Source organism: Paenibacillus glycanilyticus (assembly GCF_051200795.1).
GTDB lineage: Bacteria > Bacillota > Bacilli > Paenibacillales > Paenibacillaceae > Pristimantibacillus > Pristimantibacillus glycanilyticus.
Genome location: NZ_CP195155.1, coordinates 5,766,959 through 5,790,305, shown reverse-complemented (window position 1 = coordinate 5,790,305; position 23,347 = coordinate 5,766,959). Strand labels below are relative to the sequence as shown.

23 protein-coding genes are annotated in these 23,347 nt (G+C 54.4%); 19 read left to right on the top strand and 4 right to left on the bottom strand.

All coding sequences use genetic code 11. The features are described 5' to 3' along the window. The first annotated feature begins 235 nt into the window (after positions 1–235). Complete coding sequence (locus ACR9FF_RS26045; protein ID WP_317979858.1) at positions 236–1,126, top strand: DUF72 domain-containing protein; 891 nt, start codon at positions 236–238, stop codon at positions 1,124–1,126. A 40-nt stretch (positions 1,127–1,166) separates the two neighbouring features. Next, complete coding sequence (locus tag ACR9FF_RS26040) at positions 1,167–1,796, top strand: DUF2306 domain-containing protein (protein ID WP_435166392.1); 630 nt, start codon at positions 1,167–1,169, stop codon at positions 1,794–1,796. Positions 1,797–1,828: 32 nt separating this feature from the next. Here the strand turns inward: ACR9FF_RS26040 and ACR9FF_RS26035 are convergent, their stop codons facing one another. Continuing rightward, a complete protein-coding gene (locus ACR9FF_RS26035; protein WP_435166389.1) occupies positions 1,829–2,455 on the bottom strand; it encodes a TetR/AcrR family transcriptional regulator in 627 nt (208 codons plus the stop codon). A gap of 289 nt (positions 2,456–2,744) precedes the next feature. Between ACR9FF_RS26035 and ACR9FF_RS26030 the strand changes: the two genes are divergently transcribed. The 14 genes from ACR9FF_RS26030 (at position 2,745) to thrC (ending at position 18,481) form a co-directional block, all read left to right on the top strand. After that, positions 2,745–4,199, top strand: coding sequence for a 4-hydroxyphenylacetate 3-hydroxylase family protein (locus tag ACR9FF_RS26030; RefSeq protein WP_435166386.1), 1,455 nt, complete (start codon positions 2,745–2,747; stop codon positions 4,197–4,199). 36 nt (positions 4,200–4,235) lie between these two features. After that, positions 4,236–5,399 (top strand): FMNH2-dependent alkanesulfonate monooxygenase, encoded by a 1,164-nt coding sequence (ssuD, locus tag ACR9FF_RS26025; RefSeq protein ID WP_317979862.1) that lies wholly within the window; start codon positions 4,236–4,238, stop codon positions 5,397–5,399. 19 nt (positions 5,400–5,418) lie between these two features. Further along, positions 5,419–6,507 (top strand): dimethylsulfone monooxygenase SfnG, encoded by a 1,089-nt coding sequence (sfnG, locus tag ACR9FF_RS26020; protein WP_317979863.1) that lies wholly within the window; start codon positions 5,419–5,421, stop codon positions 6,505–6,507. Positions 6,508–6,639: 132 nt separating this feature from the next. Beyond that, positions 6,640–8,076, top strand: a complete 1,437-nt coding sequence (locus tag ACR9FF_RS26015) for an APC family permease (RefSeq protein ID WP_435166381.1) — start codon at positions 6,640–6,642, stop codon at positions 8,074–8,076. Positions 8,077–8,112: 36 nt separating this feature from the next. Further along, positions 8,113–9,306: an acyl-CoA dehydrogenase family protein gene (locus tag ACR9FF_RS26010; RefSeq protein ID WP_435166378.1), complete on the top strand. Its 1,194-nt coding sequence runs from the start codon at positions 8,113–8,115 to the stop codon at positions 9,304–9,306. A 19-nt stretch (positions 9,307–9,325) separates the two neighbouring features. After that, positions 9,326–10,501: an acyl-CoA dehydrogenase family protein gene (locus tag ACR9FF_RS26005; protein WP_435166375.1), complete on the top strand. Its 1,176-nt coding sequence runs from the start codon at positions 9,326–9,328 to the stop codon at positions 10,499–10,501. 68 nt (positions 10,502–10,569) lie between these two features. Further along, positions 10,570–11,652 carry a dimethylsulfone monooxygenase SfnG gene (sfnG, locus tag ACR9FF_RS26000; protein WP_435172218.1) on the top strand — a complete coding sequence of 361 codons (1,083 nt, stop codon included), beginning with the start codon at positions 10,570–10,572 and terminating at the stop codon, positions 11,650–11,652. 98 nt (positions 11,653–11,750) lie between these two features. After that, positions 11,751–12,302: an RNA polymerase sigma factor gene (locus tag ACR9FF_RS25995; protein WP_435166372.1), complete on the top strand. Its 552-nt coding sequence runs from the start codon at positions 11,751–11,753 to the stop codon at positions 12,300–12,302. After that, the gene (locus ACR9FF_RS25990; RefSeq protein WP_435166369.1) at positions 12,295–13,413 is read left to right on the top strand and encodes a hypothetical protein; all 1,119 of its coding nucleotides are present in this window, start codon (positions 12,295–12,297) and stop codon (positions 13,411–13,413) included. The genes ACR9FF_RS25995 and ACR9FF_RS25990 overlap by 8 nt, the downstream gene beginning before the upstream one ends. 24 nt (positions 13,414–13,437) lie before the next feature. Continuing rightward, the gene (locus ACR9FF_RS25985; protein ID WP_435166366.1) at positions 13,438–14,520 is read left to right on the top strand and encodes a PQQ-dependent sugar dehydrogenase; all 1,083 of its coding nucleotides are present in this window, start codon (positions 13,438–13,440) and stop codon (positions 14,518–14,520) included. Between the two features lie 110 nt (positions 14,521–14,630). After that, the gene (locus tag ACR9FF_RS25980; RefSeq protein WP_201008329.1) at positions 14,631–15,065 is read left to right on the top strand and encodes an SRPBCC family protein; all 435 of its coding nucleotides are present in this window, start codon (positions 14,631–14,633) and stop codon (positions 15,063–15,065) included. Continuing rightward, on the top strand, positions 15,049–15,441 hold the full coding sequence (locus ACR9FF_RS25975) for an ArsR/SmtB family transcription factor (RefSeq protein ID WP_435166363.1): 393 nt from the start codon (positions 15,049–15,051) through the stop codon (positions 15,439–15,441). The genes ACR9FF_RS25980 and ACR9FF_RS25975 overlap by 17 nt, the downstream gene beginning before the upstream one ends. A gap of 475 nt (positions 15,442–15,916) precedes the next feature. Beyond that, the gene (locus ACR9FF_RS25970; protein ID WP_435172216.1) at positions 15,917–16,969 is read left to right on the top strand and encodes an undecaprenyldiphospho-muramoylpentapeptide beta-N-acetylglucosaminyltransferase; all 1,053 of its coding nucleotides are present in this window, start codon (positions 15,917–15,919) and stop codon (positions 16,967–16,969) included. A 111-nt stretch (positions 16,970–17,080) separates the two neighbouring features. After that, complete coding sequence (thrC, locus tag ACR9FF_RS25965; RefSeq protein WP_435166360.1) at positions 17,081–18,481, top strand: threonine synthase; 1,401 nt, start codon at positions 17,081–17,083, stop codon at positions 18,479–18,481. A gap of 96 nt (positions 18,482–18,577) precedes the next feature. Here the strand turns inward: thrC and ACR9FF_RS25960 are convergent, their stop codons facing one another. Together ACR9FF_RS25960 and ACR9FF_RS25955 are read right to left on the bottom strand one after the other, a co-directional pair. Further along, entirely contained in the window at positions 18,578–19,087 is a 510-nt protein-coding gene (locus ACR9FF_RS25960; protein ID WP_435166357.1) for a methylated-DNA--[protein]-cysteine S-methyltransferase, read from the bottom strand. Continuing rightward, positions 19,084–19,653: a bifunctional transcriptional activator/DNA repair enzyme AdaA gene (locus ACR9FF_RS25955; RefSeq protein ID WP_435166354.1), complete on the bottom strand. Its 570-nt coding sequence runs from the start codon at positions 19,651–19,653 to the stop codon at positions 19,084–19,086. The genes ACR9FF_RS25960 and ACR9FF_RS25955 overlap by 4 nt, the downstream gene beginning before the upstream one ends. Positions 19,654–19,810: 157 nt before the next feature. Between ACR9FF_RS25955 and ACR9FF_RS25950 the strand changes: the two genes are divergently transcribed. Both ACR9FF_RS25950 and ACR9FF_RS25945 read left to right on the top strand, forming a co-directional pair. Beyond that, entirely contained in the window at positions 19,811–20,719 is a 909-nt protein-coding gene (locus ACR9FF_RS25950) for a DNA-3-methyladenine glycosylase family protein (protein WP_435166351.1), read from the top strand. A gap of 17 nt (positions 20,720–20,736) precedes the next feature. Continuing rightward, positions 20,737–21,483 carry an SDR family NAD(P)-dependent oxidoreductase gene (locus ACR9FF_RS25945; protein ID WP_435166348.1) on the top strand — a complete coding sequence of 249 codons (747 nt, stop codon included), beginning with the start codon at positions 20,737–20,739 and terminating at the stop codon, positions 21,481–21,483. 293 nt (positions 21,484–21,776) lie between these two features. On the opposite strand, the gene ACR9FF_RS25940 is transcribed toward ACR9FF_RS25945, so the two are convergent. Continuing rightward, positions 21,777–22,790 carry an LLM class flavin-dependent oxidoreductase gene (locus ACR9FF_RS25940; RefSeq protein ID WP_435166345.1) on the bottom strand — a complete coding sequence of 338 codons (1,014 nt, stop codon included), beginning with the start codon at positions 22,788–22,790 and terminating at the stop codon, positions 21,777–21,779. Between the two features lie 183 nt (positions 22,791–22,973). Here ACR9FF_RS25940 and ACR9FF_RS25935 point away from each other — a divergent pair, with 183 nt between their 5' ends. Next, positions 22,974–23,252: a hypothetical protein gene (locus tag ACR9FF_RS25935; protein ID WP_041613660.1), complete on the top strand. Its 279-nt coding sequence runs from the start codon at positions 22,974–22,976 to the stop codon at positions 23,250–23,252. Positions 23,253–23,347: the final 95 nt, after the last annotated feature.

Sequence of the window (23,347 nt, the reverse complement as noted above, 5' to 3'; positions counted from 1 at the left end):
GGCCGTCTAGCGAAAATGCAGCAATATACTGCAAAACGTGCAGTAGGGGCTTGACCGCCGGCGTGCAGGCAGCGTCTATGCGCACTAGTAAACAGGTTATTTCGACGAATCAGTCCTCTCGGGCTGGTAAGCCGGAATAACCTGTTTTTGCATCTATAGCAGCGGTTATTTGCAGAATACGGAGCAGGTATGATAGGTTGGAGAAACAGAGTTTAGTTGGAGAGTTGGTGATTGTATGCCTATCCATATCGGGCTTGCGGGCTGGGGGGACCAGGACGCGCTGTACGGCCCAAATGTCAAAGCGAAGGACCGGCTGAAGGAATATGCGAAGCATTTCCCGCTGGTCGAGGTGGACAGCAGCTTCTACGCGATACAGCCTCCGGAGAGGTTCGCCAAGTGGACGGAAGAGACGCCGGAGTCGCTGCATTTTATCGTCAAGGCTTACCAAGGAATGACCGGACATCAGCGTGGTCCTGCGGCAGCAGCGGCGGCTAATGATCCGGACGGCACGTTTGCGGCTTTTCGCGAATCGATTATGCCGGTGATGGAAGCGGGGCGCCTGAGCGCGGCTCTGTTCCAGTACCCGCCGTGGTTCGACTGTACCCGGGACAACGTACGTATTCTGCGGGAAACGAAGCGCCGGATGGAAGGGATCCCCGTCGCGCTCGAGTTCCGTCATCAAAGCTGGTTCACCGAGGAATACCGGGAGCGTACGCTGGACTTCATGCGCCGGGAGGGCTGGCTGAATAGCGTATGCGACGAGCCGCAAGCGGGCTTAGGATCGATACCAACCGTGCTTGAGGTGACGGATGCCTCCATGACGGTTGTCCGGTTCCACGGCCGTAACGCCGGCGGCTGGAACCAGGGCGGAGCGCCGAACTGGCGGGATGTCCGCTATCTATATCGTTATAACGAGGACGAGCTGCGGCAGTGGGCAGGGTATCTGGAGCAGCTGCAGCAGCAAAGCGAGCATATTTGCGTGATCTTCAACAATAACTCCGGCGGCGATGCTGCGGACAACGCGAAGCAGATGATGGCGCTGCTCGGCCTGCTAAGGCCGGATGGCAAGGACCCGCTGGAACCGCTCGAATTACCGCCGCAATATGAGCAGCTTGATCTTTTCTAAACACACTAGCCATAAAGGAAAGTATGAAAGAGGCAGTCCCTTGAAAAATAGAAAAACGCTGTACATCCTCACGATTGCCGTATCTATCGCTTTTATCGGATATACGACCTATATGAACTTTATCTACGACCCCGAAGCGAGCCGCTTCCTGCGTCATAAGACCGGATTGAAGCATGTGTCGCTGTGGCTGACCATTATGGATGTGCATATTGCGGCGGCTTGCGCGGCCATGATTGCCGGACTTGTTAACTTCTCCAGACGGATCAGAGAGAGAAGCGCCAAGCTGCATCGAGCTCTCGGCTATACTTACGTGCTGGCGGTGGCCATCGTTGATCTAACCTCCGGCTACATGGCTCCGTCCTCTACGGGCGGAAGAGTGAACAGTATTGCGTTTAATTTTATCAATATGATTTGGCTTGTTATCACGGTGGTTGCGGTTGTGAAAATCCGAAAAGGAAAAGCCGCGGAACACCGCAAATGGATGATTCGAAGCTATGTTTTCGTATTCACTAATTTGTTCACCCACCTGATTACCGCAGCCCTGCATAACGGAATCGGGATGGATTATACGGTAAGCTATACGATCGCCATTTACAGCACGATTGTGCTGCTGCTTTTGCTCGCGGAGCTTGTGATCAGGCAATTAAAAATAGACCCGGAAAGGCCATGAAGCTGGCTGGACCGGGTCTGTTTGTTAGCTCCTTATGCTCTAAGCATTCCCATCGCATCATAGGTGCCAAGAATGGACATACGGGTAAGCTGCAGCGCCATATGGCGGGAGGAGTAGACCATTTGCTGCTCCAGCCATTTGCGCGCCATGTGGAAGGTCGAGAAGCTGATATAATCAAGCAGCAGATCAAGCGGAACGGCCTGCTTCTGGTCCATGCTGAGCGCCGTAATGCGGGTGTAGAAGGTATCGCGGATGACGCCGAGCAGGGAAGCCGCATAATCGGCACCGGCTGCTGCCGGATTAATCCTGGTCAGAAGAACGCGGTAGAACGCTTCATTTTCCTCGACGTGGCTGAACAGAAGGACAAAGAAAGGATCGGGCGCGTTAAAATCCGGTATGTAAGCTTCATTTCGGTCTGCATCAATAAGTGCGGTTAGCTGAGTTAATTTATCCTTCACCATATGATCGAGCAAATCGAATTTGTCGCTGTAATAGGCGTAAAAGGTAGAACGGTTTACGTTGGCCCTCTCCGTTATATCCTTGATGACAATTCCCTCGATATCCTTCTCCAGCAGCAAGGCCAGAAACGCCTCCGAAATAAATTGCTTGGTCCTTGCGATTCTTCGGTCCGTGATCAATTGGTTTTGTTGGACAGACATGCCTCATTTCCCTCCAATCAGACATTTTTGATAAAAGTGTCGGATATCCAACTTCCAAGCAAACAAGAGAGGGCTGAAGCTTGCTTAAAGCCAGCCAGACAATTGTGTGCGGTTTGTGCGGATATCATTTTCAAATCCTACAAAATGGTCAAAAGTGTTGATTTCACAACGTTTATGGCGTAAATAACGGTTGCTGCAAAATGATTATTAGCTATCATAATAAACAAAGCCGATTAAATCAATTGGGATAGTAAAAATTTTATATTCAAGATGAAAAGGGGAGGTTCGCTTGCGAGGAGAGGCTTTTCTTCAAAGCTTAAATGACGGCCGGAAAATATGGCTGGACGGCACCCAGGTGCAAAACGTGCCGGCGCATGCGGCATTCAAGGGAACGCTTGATACGATCCGGCAGCTGTTCAATATGCTGGATAATCCCGCGGTCCAAGGCAGCGTCGGTTACAAAGTGGAGAGTACCGGGCGTTATGCCCACAGCTCCTTCCTTGTTCCTTACACGCGGGAGCAGCTTGCGCAGCGCAGCGGCTCCTTCAACCGCTGGTCGCAGGAAACGCATGGCATGATGAGCCGCTTGTCGGACTATGCCAGATCGCTTGTTACCGGCTGGTACGCTGCCAGGGATGAACTCGGTCAGCTGGATCCGTTATTCAAGGAGAAAATTACTCGTTACTACGAGGAGGCCCGTGACAAGGATTTGTTCCTGACGACGGCGATTATCGATCCGCAGATCGACCGCTCCAAAAATTTGGACGATGACCGGATCGCCGAGCGTTTCCTGCATGTCGTAAAGGAGACAAGCGAAGGGATTGTTGTACGCGGTGCGAAGATGATTGCGACGGGCGCGCCCTATACGCATGATTTTATCATCTCGTCCTTCCTGAAGTTTGAGACGGCGAACCGGAGCCATGCGCATGTGCTGATCGTGCCGGCCAATTCGCCGGGACTGCATATCGTGTGCAGGGAATCCTTCGCAAGCGTTAGCGAGCGGAACCATCCGCTTAGCGCGAATTACGACGAGATGGACGCGGTGCTCTTCTTCGACGATGTGCTGATTCCTTGGGAACGGGTGCTGCTGTACGGCGACGCGCAGAAGGTGCTGACCCTGCGGGCCAACAAAACAGCCAATGCGCTAGCGTTCCATCAGAACATCGTCCGCTATGTCGCCAAGCTGGAGTTTGTCACCGGCGTGGCCTTTGCCGTTACCGAATCGATTGGCGCGCAAGGCTTCCTGCATGTGCAGGAGAAGCTAGGCGAGCTGCTGACGCAGATCGAAGTGATTAAAGCGCTTGTTATTGCATCGGAGGCGCAGGCGAAGCCGGATAAATCGGGCGTGCTTGTGCCGGAGATGTCTTACATCGATACCGCGCGCAATATCGGGACGAAATTTTATCCCCGCGCGATCGAGATTTTGCAGCAGGTGGGCGGGGGCGGCTTCGTTCAGGCGCCATCGGGCATCGAAGACTTCTATGGCCCGCTGGCGGACCTGATGCACAAATATTACGAAGGCGCGACGGTCAGCGCGGAGAAAAAAGTGCAGCTGCTCAAGCTGGCCTGGGATCTCATCGGCAGTCCGCTTGGATCGCGGCATGAGCTGTACGAACGGTTTTACGCGGGCGATCCCGTACGCGGCTATGCGAATCAGTTCCTAAGCTTCGATAAGGAGCGTCTCACCGCACCGGTATGGGGTTTACTTAAGAAGGCAAGCAAGGACGGCAAGACGCTGGTGTAGGATTTGAGTTCGGAAAATGGATGGAGGATGAGAACAATGGAATTATTCTGGTTTATTCCCACGCATGGCGATGGACGATACCTCGGTACAAGCGAAGGGGCAAGAGCGGTCACGTACAGCTATTGCAAGCAAATCGCGCAGGCTGCCGATGAGCTGGGTTACGGCGGCGTTCTGCTGCCAACCGGCAAATCCTGCGAGGATGCCTGGATTGTCGCTTCGACGCTTGTGCCCGTAACGGAACGGCTGAAGTTTCTGGTAGCCGTTCGTCCCGGCTTAACGCTGCCGACGGTAGCGGCGCGGATGTCGGCTACGCTCGACCGATTTTCCAAAGGCAGACTGCTCATTAACGTTGTAGCGGGCGGCGATCCGGTAGAACTTGCCGGCGACGGTTTGTTCCTTGACCACGACACGCGTTATGAATTGACGGATGAATTCCTTCATATCTGGCGCAAGGAGCTGGAAGGCGAAAGCGTTGACTTCGAAGGAGAACATCTGAAGGTGGAAGGCGGCAAGGTGCTCTATCCGCCCGTGCAGAAGCCTTATCCTCCGCTTTATTTCGGCGGTTCGTCGGAAGCGGCAATGGACGTGGCGGCCGATCATGTGGACGTCTACCTGACCTGGGGCGAGCCTCCGGCAGCGGTTAAGCAGAAGGTCGAGAAGATGCGCGGGCTGGCTGCGGCCAAAGGACGCCAGCTGAAATTCGGCATCCGGCTGCATGTCATTGTCCGTCCGACGGAAGAAGAGGCATGGCGTGCGGCAAACGAGCTTATTGAAAATCTGGATGAAGAGACCATTGCGTCGGCGCAGAAGATATTCGCGCGCATGGACTCGGAAGGGCAGAAACGGATGAGCCAGCTGCATAACGGCGACCGTTCGCGGCTTGAGATCAGCCCGAATCTGTGGGCGGGCATTGGCCTTGTGCGAGGCGGGGCGGGAACGGCTCTTGTCGGCAGCGCCGAGCAGGTTGCGGAGCGGATCAAGGAATACGCGGAGCTGGGGATCGAGACGTTTATTTTATCCGGTTACCCGCATCTGGAAGAGGCATACCGGACAGCCGAGCTGCTCTTCCCATTGCTGCCGCTGACGAAGCGGAGCGGAGAAGGCGACCGTGCTTTCATCAGTCCGTTTGGCGAAATGATTGCAAACAACGAGCTTCCCGGACGCGCGCCGAAGGCAGAAGCGGCTGTTTCCGGCAAATAAGGGCAAAGGGGATTGGAAGATGAGCGCAATTGAATTTGGCTATTGGGCCCCCCTCGAAGACGGCGGGCTGCTGGCGACAAAGCTGCCGCAGCGGACCAGCTCCTCCTTTGAGGCGAATATCCGGTATGCGGAGCAGGCGGAGCGCACGGGCTTTGATCATATGCTGCTGCCAACCAGGTTCGTAGCCAGCAGCGATTCGGAGAATCAGTGGGAATCTCTTACCTTCGCGGCGGCGCTTGCGGTGAAGACGCAGAAGCTGGGGCTGATTGTTGCGGTGGCCTCGGGTCTTATTCCTCCCGCGATTGTAGCGAAGATGCTGACGACGATTGATCATCTAAGCGGCGGCCGGGCAGCGATTAACGTTGTAAGCGGCTGGCTGAAGGATGAATACATCGCGCTTGGCCAGCCTTGGCTGGACCATGACGAGCGGTACCGCCGCTCGGAGGAGTTCATCCGCGTGCTGCGCGGGCTGTGGACGGAAGATCAGGCAACCTACGCGGGAGACTTCTTCCGGCTGCGACAAGCGGATTTCAAGCCTAGACCGGTGCAAGTGCCGGGACCAACCATCTACCAGGGCGGCAATTCGAAAGCGGCGAAGCAGATGGCCGGACGCGTATCGGACTACTATTTTATGAACGGCAATACGCTCGAAGGGCTTAAGAAACAGATCGATGAGGTCAAAGGTTATGCCGCCGATAACAATCGCGAGATCAAGTTTGGCGTGAATGCCTTCGTCATCGTGAGGGATACGGAAGAGGAGGCGAAGCAGGCGCTTCGCGACATTATTTCGAATGCCGATTCGGCAACCGTAGAAGCCTTCCGCGAGCAAGTCAAGCATGCCGGACAGTCGGCAGGCGACCGCGACGGCATGTGGGCGAATTCCACGTATGAGGATTTAATTCAGTTCAACGACGGCTTCAAGACCGGGTTGATCGGGACGAAGGAGCAAGTGGCGAGGCGCATTCTCGAATTGAAGGAGATCGGCATCAACCTGGTGCTGACAGGGTTCCTGCATTATGACGAAGAGCTGGCGTTATTTGGGGAGCAGGTCATCCCGCTTGTGCGTCAGCTCGAGCTGGAAGAGAGCGTCAGCGTAATAGGCCGGTAATACCGGCGCGCGTGAACAATGGAATAAAGATAGATCCGATCGGACGACCGAAGGCTCTCTCCTATCCTTTTGCAGGAAAACGCGGGAAGTCTTTTTTTTGTTGTCTATTAACGATCGGGAGGAATGGAATTTATGAGTTCATTGGAAAAAGAAACGGTGTCAAACCCGAGGGCTTTAGAGCCAAGGCGAAAGCTGACTTTGGTTGATGCCATTGGCTCAACCTTGGCGCAAATGGCGCCCGCTGCGGCTATTTATTACGGTCTTCCGGTTATCTTCCTGGCGACAGGCATCGGTTCGCCGCTTACGCTGCTCTTATCGGCCGTGGCGATTATTATCGTCGGGCTCAGCCTAACCCGTTTTTCGGCCAAACATCCATCCAGCGGCTCGCTGATCAAATATATCGGCATGTCGTTTGGAGGAGTGACGGGTACGGCTTCTTCTATCGTGTTTATCGCGGGTACCGTGTTCCTGGCCGCATCGGCTTTTATCGAGCTTGGCGGCTGGACCGCGGACTCGCTGGCGTTATACGGCATTCATATTCATTGGGCGATCCCGACGGTCGTCCTTGGCGTCCTGATCTGGGGACTGACGATTATCGGCATCGATCGCTCGACCAAAATCGCAAGCATCGCGCTTATCATCGAAGTGCTTGTGCTGCTTGGCGTGTCGGTCTATATCCTGCTTGATCCGCCTAACGGATTATCGGCTAAGCCGTTTGTCCCTTCATCGGTAACGGAAGGTCTTGCGGGCGTGGGGCTTGGATTCCCGCTGGCCATCTACTTGTTCATCGGCTTCGAGAATTCGGCTGCGCTGGCGGAAGAAACGCAAAATCCAAAGCGCAACGTCAAACGTGCCGTACTGGTCAGCATCGCGATTATGACGGTGTTCTATCTGCTTGTCAGCTATGCCGTTATCGCGGGCTTTGGCAACAACAACGAGGAGCTCGTGAAAAGCTCGAATCCTTTCATGACGCTGGCAGACCGTTATTTGGGCGATTTCTCGTTCCTTGCGGTTATCGCCGGTTTTACGAGTATCGTCGGCATGACGATTGCTTGCCTGAACGGCTTCTCGCGGATCGCCTTCAACTCGGCACGCGAAGGGCTGATCACGGTAAAGCTCAGCGCGGTCTCCAAATGGCAGACGCCTGCCGGCGCTTTGTCGCTTCTGAGCGGCCTCGGAATCGTATTCGCGCTGCTGTTCGGCTTTGCCGGCGATACATGGGTAACCGGCTTCGGGTACCTCGGAACGATCGGCACGATTCCTCTGCTGCTTATTTATGCGCTGCTTAATATTGCGGTTATCGTGTATCCGAACGAAGAGCTGAACGTATTCCAGCGCTACGTGCTTCCGGTGCTTGGCGTCATCAGCATCGCGCTTCCGATCTGGGCGATGATTCAGCCCGGTCAGCCGAAGCCGGTCAGCTACTTCCCTTGGGTCATTTTTGCTATCGTCCTCATCAGCCTGGCTTATGCCTGGTTCCGTGTAAAACGCGATCCCTCGCTTCCAGCCCGCGTTGGCGCGGCAGCCGAGCCAACCGGAGAATACGAAGCGAAAGCATCATCGATATAAAAGGTTATAAAACGAGTGATTAAGGAGGGTATTTGTATGGCAACTGTTGCAGCACAGCCGGATTACGGGCAGCTTGTCGCTTCCATCCGGGAAACCGTTGACGAAGTGATTCGCCCGAATGCGGAACGGATTGACAGAGAGGGCGTATTTCCCTCGGAAAATTTGCAGGCTTTAGCGGACAAAGGCTGGAACAGCCTGATCATCCCAACTGACTATGACGGACTAGGGCTGGACTATACCGCTTTTGCGCTGGCCGCGGAGGAGATCGGCAAAGGCTGCCCTTCCACTTCCCTGATTTATGTCATGCATGTCGGCGCGGCGCAGACGCTGGTGTATTACGGCACGGAGGATCAGAAGCAGCGCTGGCTGAAGCCGGTCCGCCGGGGCGCGATCGGAACTCATTCGATGAGCGAGAAGGCAACGGGCGGGCATACCTGGTTCAACTTAAGCGAAGCGAAACGCGACGGCGAGGATTATATTTTGGATCTGGAAAAATCGTTCACGACCAGCGGCGGCCATGCCGACTTCTACGTGCTGCAGACTCGTACGCCGGGCGCGCAGCAGCCGACGGATCTCAGTTACTTTATCGTCGACGGCAAGGATCCGGGAATTACGGCCGGCCCTTGGGAAGCGCTTGGCGTACGCGGCAACCAGAGCGGTCCGCTGAAGCTGGACAATGTCCGCGTACCGCGTGCCGATCTGCTTGTCGGAGAGAACCGGGCGATTGAGATTGCGTTTAACGGCGTAGATCCGCTCTACCTTCTTGGCATCGGTTCTGCTTGGATCGGGGTTGCTTCGGAGGCATTGTCTATCGTGGTAGAACGGGTAAAAAGAACGGTGCACCGCGACTTCAACCGGAGTCTCGCGGACTATCAGGTCATCCGACAGCAGCTGGCGAACGCAAAGATTGGACTTAGCGCGCTGAAGCCTTGGCAGCTGTCGCTTGCCGAGAAGTATAACCGTTACGAAGCCGAGGGCCGGCCGCTTGGCGAGCTGTGGTATGAAGCGACGGAGTTCAAGATTCATGCCACGGAGGTCGCGAACCAGGTCGTCTCCGTTGCCATGGATGTAACAGGCGGCTACGGGTACAAAAAAGGCACCATCGAGCGGCTGTACCGTGACGTGCGGGCAGGTCTCGTGCTTGCGCCGTCCAACCATCTGGCACGCGAGTTAGTCGGTAAAGAGCTTGTTGGCCAGCCTCCCGAGCTGTTCACGCAAGGCGGAGAGTAGACGTTGAGGAGGATGCTGCATGACAACTAGTACGGCTCTGGATTATTTAACTGCTGCAAGGGAGCTTGCGGACCGCTTCCGCGAGGACGCCGCTGAACGCGACAAGGAAGGCGGCACGCCAAAGTTGCAGCGCGATTGGATCCGGGAGAGCGGACTCCTGAAGCTGCTTATTCCGGCCGAATACGGCGGCTATGGCGGGCAATGGTCCGACGTTCTTGGCGTTGTACGCGAGTTTGCGAGGACGGATGCGGCCTTGGCGCATGTATACGGCTATCACTTTCTCTGCCTGATCGCGCCTCATCTGGCCGGTACGGAGGAGCAAAAGCGGTATTTCTACGAAGTAACCGCCACGAATGACTATTTCTGGGGCAATTCCTCCAATCCGCTTCAGAAGACCATTATCGGCGAGAAGTCGGAAGACGGCGTAATCGTTAACGGTTCAAAAGGCTTCAGCTCCGGCTCGCCGGATTCGGATCTGCTTGCGATTTCCTGGAACGACAGCGTGACCGGCGACTATTACGAGGGGATTATTCCTTCCGGCCGCGAAGGCGTTGAGATCATAGACGATTGGGACAACATGGGCCAGCGCCAGACCGGCAGCGGCACCGTGAAATTTCATAATGTGCGGGTAGAGCCGCATGAAATACTCGAGACGCCGTATGCGGGCCAGACGGTTTTCTCCACGCTTGTTCCGCAGCTGTCCCAAAGTATTCTGGCGAGTATTTTTATCGGCAGCGCGGCAGGAGCCTTGGAAGAAGCAAAAGCGTATACGCTGGAGCATGCGCGGCCTTGGTACACCTCCGGGCTAGAGCGGGCTTCGGAGGAGCCTTCAACCTTAAGCCGTTACGGCGAGTGGTGGGCGGACTATCAGGCGGCGCTTGGTCTCGTAGAGAAATCGGACCGTCTGCTTGATGCCGCTTGGGCAAAGGAAGAAGCATTAGGCGAGGTTGAACGCGGCGAGCTGGCGGTCTTTGTTGCTGCGGCGAATGTGCAGGCCGGCAAGATGGCGCTTGAAGTGACCAGCCGGATTTTCGAAGTGATGGGGGCAAGGGCAACGGGGTCAAAGTTCGGCTTCGACCGGTTCTGGCGCAATGTGCGGACCCACACGCTCCATAATCCGGCGGAGTTCAAGCTTCGGAATGTGGGCAATTGGTATTTAACCGGCACGGCGCCGGTTCCCGGCTTTTATTCCTAAAGGGCTAGAATAGGCAGATAGATTCGAACATAGAGTTTTCAGCTATCATTCGAAGGAGAGTGGGTATGATGTCGTTACAATTTGCTTATTGGGTACCTAACGTAAGCGGAGGGCTTGTTATTTCCGAAATTCCGCAAAAGACCGGCTGGTCCTTTGAAGATAACGTCCGCTACGCGAAAGCCGCAGAAGAAGCGGGCTTTGACTTTGCCTTGCTTCAGACGCGGTTCGTCGCAAGCTACGGCGCAGAGAATCAGCTCGAGGCGATTACGCTGGCTTCCGCTTTGGCTGCGGTAACCAGCAAAATCAAGCTGATTGCCGCTGTACTGCCTGGGTTATGGCATCCCGGGACGGTTGCGAAGATGCTGGCCACCATCGATCAGATCAGCCATGGACGCGCTGCGGTTAACGTGGTCAGCGGCTGGTTCAAGGGAGAGTTCCACAGCTACGGCGAGCCTTGGCTCGATCATGACGAACGCTACCGCCGCTCGGAGGAGTTTATCCGCGTCCTGAGAGAAATGTGGACGGAGCACGAAGCAAGCTTCCGCGGCGACTTTTACCGGTTGAACCAGGCTCCCCTGAAGCCGAAGCCGGCGGCAGCCCTTCCGGTCTTCCAAGGCGGGAACTCGGCTGCAGCGCGCCGGATGGCGGCAAAAGTATCGGATTGGTATTTCATGAACGGCAATACGACAGAGGGCTTCAAGGCGCAGATTGACGAGCTGAAAGCGGCAGCGGCGGCCAATGGCCGCGAGCTGAAGTTCGGGGCAAACGCGTTTGTAATCGTGCGCGACACGGAAGAGGAAGCGCGCCAGGTGCTGCGCGACATTGTGGAGTATGCGAATCCGGAGGCGGTGGAGGGGTTCCGCAGCCAGGTCGGCTTTGCGGGCAAAGCCTCGCCGGAGCGGGAGGGCATGTGGGCGAATTCGGATTTTTCCGACCTTGTCCAGTACAATGACGGCTTCAAGACGGGGCTGATCGGAACGGCGGAGCAGGTGGCAGACCGCATTATCGAGCTGCGAAAAATCGGCGTTGATCTGATCCTGACCGGCTTCCTGCATTACGAAGAGGATATCAGGGCGTTTGGCGAGAAGGTAATCCCGCTTGTCCGCGAGAAAGAAGCGGCACTCGGACTGGCAGCATCGGCCGCACTGTAAGGAATATAGAGACTGGAGCATACGTTGAGCTCCGGTCTTTTTTCTTTTTTATGCGAAATGAAACTAATCCTCCGGCTGCATTGTCTAATGTCTGAGAGGTGAAAAATTTGGAAAATAGCTATTGGCGTTATATGGACTGCATGGATGCCGCCGGACTAAGAGAGCTGATGGATTCGTACGGCCAGGATGTATGGAATCTGGCTTATGTCATCACGCGCAGGCATGATCTGGCGGATGATGTAACGCAGGATGTGTTTCTGAAGGTCTATCAGTCTATTGCCTCGTTCCGCGGAGCTTCTTCGATCCGAACCTGGCTGCTCTCCATGACTAGAAATACGGCTATTAATTATAAAAGAACGGCCTTTATGCGCCGGGTGCTGCTTGTCGGCAGAAGCGCTTCCCATGACGGGGAAAGTCCGTCTGCGGAGCAGGAAGCTTTAAGGCTGGCTTTCACGTCCGAGCTGTGGAATGCCGTTCTGGAGCTGCCCGTTAAGCTGCGGGAGGTGCTGGTCCTCCATGCGAAATACGAGCTGACGACAAAGGAAATCGCTGACGCGCTTGGCCTCCCGGAGGGGACGGTCAAAACGAGACTGTCGAGGGCGCGCAAGCGGATGAGCAGCAGTTGGAAGGGGAGTGCCGCGTATGAATGAGAAGCAGCCGGAATGGTACCGTGAGTTGCGGCGAGGACCGCATGTCCAGCAGACTTTTACGAGGGAGAAGAAGGAAGCGATTGTGCGCCAGGCGGAAGCGATCGATCGTGGGGAGAAGAGAAAAAGACCTGGCCTGGTTCGTTTATCGTGGGCTGCCGTGTCTTTTATTGTTATAGTCGTGATTGTTGCCGTTGCGTTCCGGGAGGACGTTGGAGCACCTGGAGGAAACGGGGGAAAAGGGTTGGCGCCTGATCCGGGTTCGTCAGTGACGCCATCGCCGGATGCTTCGCCAAGTTCTACTCCAATACCAAAGGGGCAATATTTCGTTATCCCGTCCAGGCAGGACGGTTATCTGAAGGATGCCTTGCCGTTCTCGACGGAAGAGGTCAAGAAAATTTGGGTGAAGGAAACGCTGATACCTCAAGACCGTATGTATGTTATTCTGCAAAATCTGAATGGGCTTGAGATGACGAAAGCAGCTTCGGCTGATAAGACGTTAAGCGAGGAGAGCTTAATCCGTTTCGAAACGGCTGATTCGGTGTACAGAATCCCGTACGATGTGAACACAAACGAGTATCTTTTAGGCGGACGCCGTTATTATGCGGATGATCAGGTGATGCTGCTGATGCATGGCATCCTGCAGCCGGACTCGAAGCTGGCGCAGCTTGACCGGATGTTCGAGCAGGCTCGGCTGGAAATGGAAAGCCACGAAGGCGGGATTGACGATAGCTTCTCTTATAAAGGAGAAAGGCTGACCGTAGCCAACAAATCTTATAACGAGTGGGAGCAGCTGCTTCTGCTCAGAAGCAGCGTTCAGCCGACTCAACTCGGCCATTATTATGAGGATGCCATTCAGGCAGTAGGCACTGTAGCCGAATATAGCGACGGAGTTATGCAGCTCAACCGGAGTATCGTGTTTCTGGACAGCAATCATGCGACACAGGACGGTCTTGCCGTCGGCATGCCGAAGGAAGAGGTTATGCAGAAGCTTGGCAAGCCGAATTTGCAGCTGGATTCCAAGTGGAGCTACAAAATTGGCGACTATTTGAAATTCCATCTTTATTTTGACCACAATAAGATTAGGTACATCGAGCTCAGTCAGCCTCTGTAACTTACGGGATGAGGAGAGATGGGGATGAGAAAAAGGATTCTAACCGCTGTTGTTGTAACGGTTGGCGCGCTTTTGCTGGCCTCTTGCGAGGACGGCAAGTCATCGGTCAAAACAGGCGGTACGCAGGTATCGGGGGGGCAGACTCCCTACAAAGTTGTGGCCGAGAAGCTGCGGGCACCGTGGGTAATCGCTTTTGACGGCGATGCGATCTATGTCAGCGAGAGGGACGGCAATGTCGTGCGGGTTGCCGAAGGCAAGTCGACGAGAATGCCGGTCCATTTCAATAAGAACGTGCATGCCCAAGGAGAAGGCGGTTTTCTGGGGTTTGTGCTTGCTCCGGATTTTCAGGCTTCGAAGGAGGCTTTTGCTTACCACACGTATGAGGAAAACGGGAAAATCTTAAACCGAATTATTGTGCTTAAGCTGGAGAAGGATGCCTGGGTAGAATCGAGGGCGCTGCTTGAAGGCATTCCGGGCTCGTTTAATCATGACGGCGGCCGGATGGCGATTGGACCGGACGGTTTGCTGTACGTGACGACCGGAGATGCCGGTCAGGAGGAATTGGCACAGGACAAGAATAGTCTGGCCGGCAAAATCCTCCGGATGAAGCTGGACGGTTCGATCCCGCCGGGCAATCCTTTTCCGGATTCTTATGTGTACTCCTACGGGCACCGGAATCCGCAAGGGCTTGCCTGGAGCAGCTCGGGCATGTTGTTCGTCGCGGAGCACGGGCCATCGGGCAATCCTGGGGGACATGACGAGATCAACAGTATCGTGCCTGGGGGCAACTACGGCTGGCCGGTTGTGATTGGCGGGCAGCACCGGGAGGGCATGATTGATCCGGTCTATCATACGGGCGAGGATACGATTGCTCCTTCGGGCATAGCGATGGAATCGGGCAATAATCTGCTGGTGGCCACCCTTCGGGGAGAAAAGCTCTTGAGGTACAATACGCTGACGAAAAAGATATCCACCGTGCTCTGGAACGAAGGCAGGCTGCGGGATGTACGCGTTCATGACGGCGATATCTATGTCATAACGAATAATACGGATGGAAGAGGGACACCATCTGATAAGGATGACCGGCTGCTGCTATTGGCGAAATAAGGCTGTTGACAGGAAACCATTTGGTTTCCTATAATGAAAAACGAAACCAAATGGTTTCCTAATTAAATGTGACGACAGGTTACTTTAGAAAATAATCGGAGGTATGAATCATGAGCAACGGAGTAAACACATTGCCTGACGTACGTCAGACGGTTCAAGTAAATGCACCAATTGAAAAGGTATGGAATGCGGTATCCACGAGAGAGGGAGTCTCGGCCTGGTTTATGGCTCCAAGCGAAAGCTTTAAGCCGGAGGTAGGCAACGAATTCCATCTGGAAGCCGGCCAGTTCGGCCAGTCTCCTTGCAAAGTAACGGAGGTTGATCCTCCGAACCGTCTGACCTTCAACTGGGGCAAGGACTGGACGCTGACCTTCGAATTGAAGGAGCTGGAAGGCGGTAAAACCGAATTTACGCTTATTCACGGCGGCTGGGATGCGGACAAGGTTACCGAGTTCAACCAACCGCATCCGCAAGTGCGCGAGCATATGGCCGGCGGTTGGGCTGGCATCGTGAAGAAGTTTGCAAGCTATGTCGAAGGACAATAATCTCGCTTCCGAGCCCAAGCATGACGTCTTCCAAGCGATTGCCGATCCAACCCGCCGCAGCCTGCTGCAGCTGTTAGTCGATCAGGAAATGCCGGTCAACGTCATTAGCGGCCATTATTCCATGAGCCGGACCGCCGTATCGAAGCATCTGCGCGTGCTGGCGGAAGCGGGCCTTGTGAAGGAGCGCAAGGTAGGGCGCGAGACGCGATACCGGCTGGAGCCGGAACCGCTGCTCGAGCTGAAGCGCTGGCTCAGCTACTACGAACGGTTCTGGGAGAACAAGCTGCAGGCGCTCAAGCGCTTTGTCGAAGAAGACATGCCGGCGGGCGAACCGTCAGGTCCGCTTAAGGTGATTGAAGGCAAACCCCAAGATTAAAAGAAGCCGCGATTGGACGAGCTTAGGCTCGGGCCGGTCGCGGCTTTTTTTGCGTTGCCTTGGTTGGCGGGCCTCGCTATTCTTAAGGGTAGAGTGGAGCCGGTGATCCGGCACGCTTCTCAAGCTGCCGCGTTATGGAAAGTTTTCGCTGCATACTGGAAATCAACAAGCCTGCTGGCTTACAATAGACGGGATAAGTGAGCGGCTTAAGGTGGTTAGGCCGGTCGGGTGATAATTCTTAAGATTATGCTTTCGAAGCAAGAATCATCACGACAGGCCTTTATTAGACCAGTCTTGGTGATAATTCTTTAAGATTATGCTTTCGAAGTAAGAATCATCACGACAGGCCTTTATTAGGCCAGTCTTGGTGATAATTCTTTAAGATTATGCTTTCGAAGTAAGAATCATCATAATCGACCATTGGAGGTCGATTGGGTGATAATTCTTTTTAGGAGTGAGCGTTTTGCGTAAAATCATGTTTACAGGCGGAGGATCGGCAGGGCACGTAACGGTTAACCTGGCTTTGATCCCCCATTTTATACAAGAAGGCTGGTCGGTGGACTACATAGGCTCGGAAACTGGCATCGAGAAGCAGCTCATCGAGCCTCTTCAGAATGTGCGCTATCACGGCATCGCAACGGGCAAGCTGCGCCGTTATCTGGATTGGCAGAACGTAAAGGACCCGTTCAAGGTTATCAAGGGCGCCTTTCAGGCTTACCGCATCATTAAGAAGCAAAAGCCCGACGTGTTGTTCTCGAAGGGCGGCTTCGTATCCGTTCCGGTCGTGATTGGCGCGCGGCTGAACAAGGTGCCGGTGCTCATCCATGAGTCCGACTTAACCCCAGGCCTCGCGAACAAGATCGCGATTCCTTTTGCGGCGGGCGTGTGCACGACCTTCCCGGAGACGCAGCAGCATTTGCCGGCCGGCAAATCGCATTACGTGGGAGCGGTTATTCGGGATCAGCTCAAAGCAGGCGACGCGGCGCGCGGCCGCAAGTTCGCCGGCTTTATTTCGAGCAAGCCGGTGCTGCTCATCATGGGGGGCAGCCTTGGCGCCCGCAAGATTAACCAGGCTGTGCGCGCGTCGCTGGGCAAGCTGACGGAGAAGTTCCAGATCATCCATTTATGCGGCAAAGGTCAGGTGGACGCTTCCCTGCAGTCTCCCCAGTACAAACAGTTCGAGTACGTGAACGAGGAGCTGCCGGATCTTCTGGCGATGTCGGACGTGATCATCTCGCGTGCCGGCTCGAACTCGATCTTCGAGTTCCTGTACCTGCGCAAGCCGATGCTGCTTATTCCTCTGACGAAGGAAGCGAGCCGCGGCGACCAAATCCTTAATGCGCGTTCGTTCCAGTCGGCCGGCTTCTGCGAGGTGCTCTACGAGGAGAATATGACGCCCGAGACGCTTGTCGGCAGCGTAACCGATTTGTATGCGAACCGCGATAAATACGTGGATAACATGCAGAAAAACGACCGCCAGGACGCCTTGTCCCAGTTGATCGGCCTGATCAAGAAAGCGGCGAAATAATTGCCGAATACCCTCGAATGACCGCTATTAACCAGCAAGATTGTCTTGTGGTTACGGCGGTCTTTTTCTATAATAGGGGGAAGGTTAGGCAATAGTAGGAGGGAATTACAAATGGAATATATCAGTACTCGCGGAAATGTAGGCAAAATCGGCTTTGTCGACGCTTTCCTCATGGGTCTTGCGGACGACGGCGGACTTCTTGTGCCTTACGAAATTCCGGTTGTTTCCGCGGCTAAGCTGAAAGAATGGCAGGAGCTCAGCTATCAGGAGCTGGTGCTTGAAATTTTCTCGCTTTATACGAATGATGAAATTCCTTATGAAGATCTGAAGAAAATGGTATACGACGGCTACGCGACATTCCGCCATCCGGAAGTTACGCCGGTTCACAAGCTGAAGGATGACCTCTATTTGCTGGAATTGTTCCATGGTCCTACTTTTGCATTCAAGGACATTGCGCTCCAGTTCATGGGCCAATTATATACGTACGTGTCCCGCAAGCAGAACAAGAAGATCCACATTCTTGGCGCTACATCCGGCGACACCGGCGCTTCGGCAATCGAAGGCGTCAAAGGCAAGGAAGGCATTAAGATCTGCATCCTGCATCCGAACGGCAAAGTAAGCAAAGTACAGGAGCTGCAGATGACGACGGTTCAAGAGGACAATGTTCTGAACCTGTCCGTGGAAGGCAACTTCGACGACTGCCAGCGCATCATTAAAGACCTGTTCGCTGATCTGGAGTTCAAAGCGGCTAACCATCTGTGCGCGATCAACTCGATCAACTTCGTGCGCATTATGGCGCAAACGGTCTACTACTTCTATTCGTACTTCCAAGTGGCGAAGCAAACGGGCAAGCAAGACGCAAAGGTGAACTTCAGCGTGCCTACGGGCAACTTTGGCGATATTTTTGCGGGATACCTGGCGAAGCGCATGGGTCTGCCGGTTGACAAGCTTATTCTCGCTACGAACGAAAACAACATCCTTGAGCGCTTCATCAAAGAAGGCGTGTACAAGCCGGGCGATTTCCGCACGACGTACAGCCCTTCGATGGACATTCAGGTGGCAAGCAACTTCGAGCGTTACCTTTACTATGTACTGGACGAAAATCCGGAGCAAATCCGTTCCATTATGGACGGCTTCAAGTCGGAAGGGCAAATCGTCGTATCCGGCGACGCGCTCCTCAAAGTACAGGAAGAGTTCGCTGCGCATGGCGTAGACGGCCGCGAGTGCCTGGATACGATTGCAGCTTACAATAAAGAAACCGGCTATCTGCTGGATCCTCACTCCGCATGCGGCGTTGCAGCATCGGACCAGCAGGAGGCAGCAGGCTCGGTTACGATCTCGCTGGCAACGGCGCATCCGGCGAAGTTCAACGAAGCGATTGAGCTCGTTGGCATCGAGCAGGAGTTCCCTGCGCAAATTCAGGCGCTCTTTAACAAGCCGCAGCGTCAAACGCAAGTGGACGGCACACAGGAAGCGGTTGTGCAAGAAATCGTGAAGTTCTACAACGCGTAGTTCACGCGAAAAAAGAGGCTGCTTCGAACAATCCGAATGTAACATTCGGTTTGCTCGGAGCAGCCTCTTTGTTGCGCCTGGTGTCGATGTTTTTGCTTAACCGCGTTTTTGTTCCAATTCCAATAATGCCGTCTTCATCGGAAGACCTCCGCGGTAGCCGGACATGGAGCCGGTCTTGCCCACAATCCGGTGGCAGGGCAGAACGATCAGGAGGGGGTTAGCGCCTACTGCGGCACCTACGGCCCGGGAAGCCTGCGGACGCCCGATGGTCTCGGCGAGGTCGGAATAAGCAGCCGTGCTGCCATACTGTACCGCGCTCATCGCCTGCCACACTCTTTGCTGGAAATCAGTTCCAACCAGATCAAGCGGCAGCGTAAAAACGTCGAGACTCCCTTGAAAATACTTCGTAAACTCATGCGTATAACGCTCCATCTCCGCGTCATGCCGGACCAGCTCGTAGCCGGGCAGGCGCGCTTCGGCCCATTCGGCCAGCTCCTCGAAGGAAGCCCCTTGCGAGCCGACATAACAAAGGCCGTTATCAGTCGCGGCCAAATGCAGGTTCCAATCGTCATGCTGAAGCAGGGTCCAGTATACATTTTTGCTCATGGCTGTTGTTTCGCTCCTCGGTATTGGGTTGGGGTAAGGCCGGTAACGTTCTGAAATCTAGTCGTAAAATGGGCGGCGTTCGAATAGCCAACCTGCCCCGCAATATCGGTCACGGGAAGATGCGTTGAGGCAAGCAGCTTCATCGCTTCCCCGATACGGATTTGCTGAATATAGGCTGCGGGCGTTAAACCCGTAAGTCTTTTGAAAGTCCGCTGCAGATGATAAGGGCTCAGATGCAGCACGTCTGCGAGATGGGATAAGGTCAGCGGCTCCTGGTAGTGCGCCTCGATATAAGCGCGGGCCTGCGCTTCCCATTCCTCGTTCGGCAGCTGCCGCTGGACCGGCTTGCATCGTTTGCAGGGACGGAATCGCTCGGATAAGGCATCCTTCGATGTCTCAAAGATCCGGACATGCGAACGGTTTGGGGGCTTCGACTTGCAGGACGGCCGGCAAAAGATTCCCGTCGTGGTCACTCCGTAATACCATTGCCCATCATGCGAGCCGTCATTCGACAGAACGGCAAGCCATTTGTCCTCCGGGATGACGGATGCTTCCGTATTTCCCATTTTCGCTCACCTCCAAGTTTAGTATACCTTGATTAAGCCTCAAACCGTAAGCGGGCATGAATGAAAGCGCAAGATTACGAAAGCGGCGGAGCGATTTGGTGTGGTTCAATGAATGGAGTAGAATGTAAGAAGAATAGAGAAAAAGGGAAGGATGTCCATGACGGAATCAGTGCTGCTGCATATTGAAACGCCGGAGCCCTTCAGTTATAAAGAGACGGTCAATTATTTGCGAAGATCGGCGAACGAGCCGCTGTATCAGGTGGAAGGGGATACCGTTTACCGGCTTATTCCATCGGACAGCGGGGAAGAACCCGCGGCGGTTGAGATCCGGGAGTCCGGCAATGGCGGACTGCTTGTACGGGTCATTGGCGAGGAACGGGTTAGCGATGAACGGCAGCGGGGGATCGAAGCTTACATCCGCGAGTGGTTTGATTTCGATACGGATTTGCTGCCTTTTTACGAAATGGCGGAGAAGGACCCGCTGCTGGTTCATACGATTGGACGTTTTCATGGCTTGCGAAGTGTCGGAATTTCGGATTTATTCGAGGCGTTATGCTGGGGAATTATCGGGCAGCAGATTAATCTGGCTTTTGCTTATACTCTCAAGCGGCGCTTCGTGGAAGCTTACGGGCAAAGCGTAGTGCGGGAGGGCAGGACGTTCTGGCAGTTTCCGGTTCCCGGGATTATTGCGGCGTTAAAGCCGGAAGATATGGCGTCCATGCAAATGACGGGCAAAAAATCCGAGTATCTTATCGGCGTAGCCAAGCTTATGGCAGAAGGCTCTTTAGACAAGCAAAGCCTGCTTGCGCTTGGTGATTTTGCTGCAATCGAAAAGCAGCTGACGGGAATCCGCGGCATTGGACCTTGGACGGCTAATTACGTGCTTATGCGTTGTCTGCGCTTGCCGAATGCTTTTCCGATCGCGGATGTGGGTCTTCATAATTCGATTAAAGCCTTGACGGGCAGTGAGGCGAAGCCGGCCATCAGCGAGATCAGGCGAATGGCGGAAGGCTGGAAGGGCTGGGAATCCTACGCGACATTTTATTTATGGCGGATATTATACTAAGACGGGAGTCGGATAGGATGAAATATGAAGGGAAAGTTGCTGTTATAACGGGTGCGGGCAAGGGGATCGGCGCGGCGCTGGCCGTTGCCTACGCATCCGCGGGAGCGCACGTTGCGGTCGTTGACCGTGACGGCGAGCTCGTGAAGCATACGGTGGACCGTATTGTTGAGGCAGGCGGTCACGCCATTGGATTAACGGTAGATATTAGCCGCCCGGAGGAGATTGAGGCTGCATTCGCGGCAATTGACGAGCAGTACGGGCGAATCGACGTGTTAATCAACAATGCGGGCTTGGGGAAGTGGAAATCGCCCTTTGACCTGAGCCTGGACGAGTGGGATTACGTACTCAACACTAACCTGCGGGGAACCTTTCTCTGCGCCAAAGAAGCGGGCAAACGCATGCGAGTAAGCGGGGGAGGCTCGATTGTAAATCTGGCCTCCACGAGGGCGCTGATGTCCGAGCCGAATTCCGAGGCGTATGCGGCTTCCAAAGGCGGCATCGTCGCGTTGACGCATGCGCTGGCCGTATCCTTAGGACCGGATCATGTACAAGTCAATGCGATCAGCCCGGGCTGGATCGAGAACGGCGATTACGAGGCGCTGCGGCGGAAGGATCATTCGCAGCATCCGGCCGGACGAGTAGGCAGACCCGATGATATCGTGCGTGCTTGCTTCTATTTGACCGATCCGGAGAATGATTTCGTAACCGGCATCAATCTCGTAGTCGACGGTGGCATGACGCGGAAAATGATCTACGAGGAGTAACTCGGGACGGCCATTTCTGATCGGAGTCGGATACTCAGCTAGCTGGCGAACCGACCGGAGTAACTTCCTATGCCGTCTCAGAAAGCATGTATCTGCTACAATGGATTTCATCCAGTGAAATCAGCTGTAGAAACGGTTGAATGTTCCTACGTTGGATTTCGTCCATTAAAATCGGCTGTTTTTGAAGCAAAGAGGCGAATGGAGCGCATTACGCTGGACAGAATCCAGCGTAGCCTCTATTCGCCTCTTTTTTTTGTTATTTTATTGGATCGAATCCAACGTGGATCGCAGATTTATATTTCTCCCTGCAGCTCAAACGCCTCGGCAATCAATCGGTACGACTTCTTGCGAGCTTCGAAGTTGTGGATCGAGCTCATGACAAGCACTTCATCGGCCTGGTATTGCTCGGCCATCTTCAGGATGCCGGCTTTGACCTGTTCCGGCGTGCCGATAACTCTCCGCTCGCGAGCTCGGTTAATCCGGTACAGGTCGGACTCCGTATACGGATAATCGTAAGCCGTCTTTACGGATGGGAAGCTGAGCTGGTCGATGCCGTTCTCCAGCAGAAGGAAGAATAGATCCGTGCTGAGCGCAAGCTCGTTAGCCTCTTCCTCCGTATCCGCGCAGATAGCCAGCACGGCGATCATCGAATGCGGCTTGTCGTACAGCACGGACGGCTCGAAGTTCTCATGGTAATGCTTCATCGCGGTCTCGCCGCCCGGCGTACCGAAAAACTGCGCAAACGCGTAGTTCGTTCCAAGCTGCGCGGCAATCCGGGCGCTCTCGTAGCTCGAGCCAAGCAGCCAGACCTCGGGTACCTGCTCGATGGAAGGAGCGGCATGCAATCCGGCAAAAGGATGGCCTTCCGGCATTTTTCCCCGGAGGTAACCGATTAAATCGATAATTTGCTGTGGATACTTGTTAATATCCACAAACTTGTTTTCCTGAAGCGCACGGGTCGCCGTTGGCATGCCGCCGGGGGCACGGCCAAGGCCAACATCGATTCGGCCAGGATGAAGAGCTTCGAGCAGCTTGAAGTTCTCCGCAACCTTGTAGGAGCTGTAATGTGGCAGCATGATGCCGCCGGAGCCTACGCGGATGCGCGAGGTTGCCGCAGCCAGATGGGCGATCAGAATCTCCGGGCTGGAGAAGGATAGCATTTTGCCGGCATGATGCTCGGAGATCCAGTAACGGCCGTATCCCAGTCTTTCCGCTTCTTGTGCCAGACGGGTCGTGTCCGCCAGCGTGGAAGCCGCTTTCTGACCTTCGTTAATATGTGACTGGTCGAGAATACCCAGTTTGATCATGAGTGCGGTGCACCTCCTGTGCATGTAAGTATGTGCAACCTTGATTATACCCTAATTTGCGAACTGTTACAAAAATAAGTACAGTAGGCGTCAGAGCCGCATCCCATGCCGCAAATATTGACTTCAGGCGCTATAAAGGGTATTATTACACAAGCTTGAATACGAATAGTAAGGGTGAAGATCTTGAATTCGAAACTTCAAATTAAGAGCGTAACCTTAGCGGACAAAGACCTGAAATCCGGTTTATTCCAGTACATTATGACGCTTGCCGACGGCTCCAGAGCAAGACTTTTCTACAGCAACAAACCAGAGTGGCATCTGACAGGCGTAACGCGTCTGCTCAACGTTCCATGCCCGCTGTGCATGAAAGACTACTACTGCGGCTGCTTTGAGAAAAATGCAGAGCTGTTCGACCGTCAAGTGAATGAGCATGATTTTATTCCTGCTTCCATGAGAGCTTAAGCTTTCTAAAATGATGAAACGGCTTCTGCCACGTGTGAACCATTGTCCTCAAGGACGGCGATTCACCCGGGCAGAAGCCGTTTGTCGTTTTGCCA

Excerpts from the sequence above, each read along its gene's own strand:
- ACR9FF_RS25950 (WP_435166351.1), top strand. The coding sequence starts at position 19,811 with ATGACGGAATCAGTGCTGCTGCATATTGAAACGCCGGAGCCCTTCAGT.
- thrC (WP_435166360.1), top strand. The coding sequence starts at position 17,081 with ATGGAATATATCAGTACTCGCGGAAATGTAGGCAAAATCGGCTTTGTC.
- ACR9FF_RS25970 (WP_435172216.1), top strand. The coding sequence starts at position 15,917 with ATGTTTACAGGCGGAGGATCGGCAGGGCACGTAACGGTTAACCTGGCT.
- ACR9FF_RS25960 (WP_435166357.1), bottom strand. The coding sequence starts at position 19,087 with ATGAGCAAAAATGTATACTGGACCCTGCTTCAGCATGACGATTGGAAC.
- ACR9FF_RS26010 (WP_435166378.1), top strand. The coding sequence starts at position 8,113 with ATGGCAACTGTTGCAGCACAGCCGGATTACGGGCAGCTTGTCGCTTCC.
- ACR9FF_RS26015 (WP_435166381.1), top strand. The coding sequence starts at position 6,640 with ATGAGTTCATTGGAAAAAGAAACGGTGTCAAACCCGAGGGCTTTAGAG.
- ACR9FF_RS25945 (WP_435166348.1), top strand. The coding sequence starts at position 20,737 with ATGAAATATGAAGGGAAAGTTGCTGTTATAACGGGTGCGGGCAAGGGG.
- ACR9FF_RS25955 (WP_435166354.1), bottom strand. The coding sequence starts at position 19,653 with ATGGGAAATACGGAAGCATCCGTCATCCCGGAGGACAAATGGCTTGCC.
- ACR9FF_RS25940 (WP_435166345.1), bottom strand. The coding sequence starts at position 22,790 with ATGATCAAACTGGGTATTCTCGACCAGTCACATATTAACGAAGGTCAG.
- ACR9FF_RS26035 (WP_435166389.1), bottom strand. The coding sequence starts at position 2,455 with ATGTCTGTCCAACAAAACCAATTGATCACGGACCGAAGAATCGCAAGG.
- ACR9FF_RS26045 (WP_317979858.1), top strand. The coding sequence starts at position 236 with ATGCCTATCCATATCGGGCTTGCGGGCTGGGGGGACCAGGACGCGCTG.
- ACR9FF_RS25980 (WP_201008329.1), top strand. The coding sequence starts at position 14,631 with ATGAGCAACGGAGTAAACACATTGCCTGACGTACGTCAGACGGTTCAA.
- ACR9FF_RS26005 (WP_435166375.1), top strand. The coding sequence starts at position 9,326 with ATGACAACTAGTACGGCTCTGGATTATTTAACTGCTGCAAGGGAGCTT.
- ssuD (WP_317979862.1), top strand. The coding sequence starts at position 4,236 with ATGGAATTATTCTGGTTTATTCCCACGCATGGCGATGGACGATACCTC.
- ACR9FF_RS25990 (WP_435166369.1), top strand. The coding sequence starts at position 12,295 with ATGAATGAGAAGCAGCCGGAATGGTACCGTGAGTTGCGGCGAGGACCG.
- sfnG (WP_435172218.1), top strand. The coding sequence starts at position 10,570 with ATGTCGTTACAATTTGCTTATTGGGTACCTAACGTAAGCGGAGGGCTT.
- ACR9FF_RS25975 (WP_435166363.1), top strand. The coding sequence starts at position 15,049 with ATGTCGAAGGACAATAATCTCGCTTCCGAGCCCAAGCATGACGTCTTC.
- ACR9FF_RS25985 (WP_435166366.1), top strand. The coding sequence starts at position 13,438 with ATGAGAAAAAGGATTCTAACCGCTGTTGTTGTAACGGTTGGCGCGCTT.
- sfnG (WP_317979863.1), top strand. The coding sequence starts at position 5,419 with ATGAGCGCAATTGAATTTGGCTATTGGGCCCCCCTCGAAGACGGCGGG.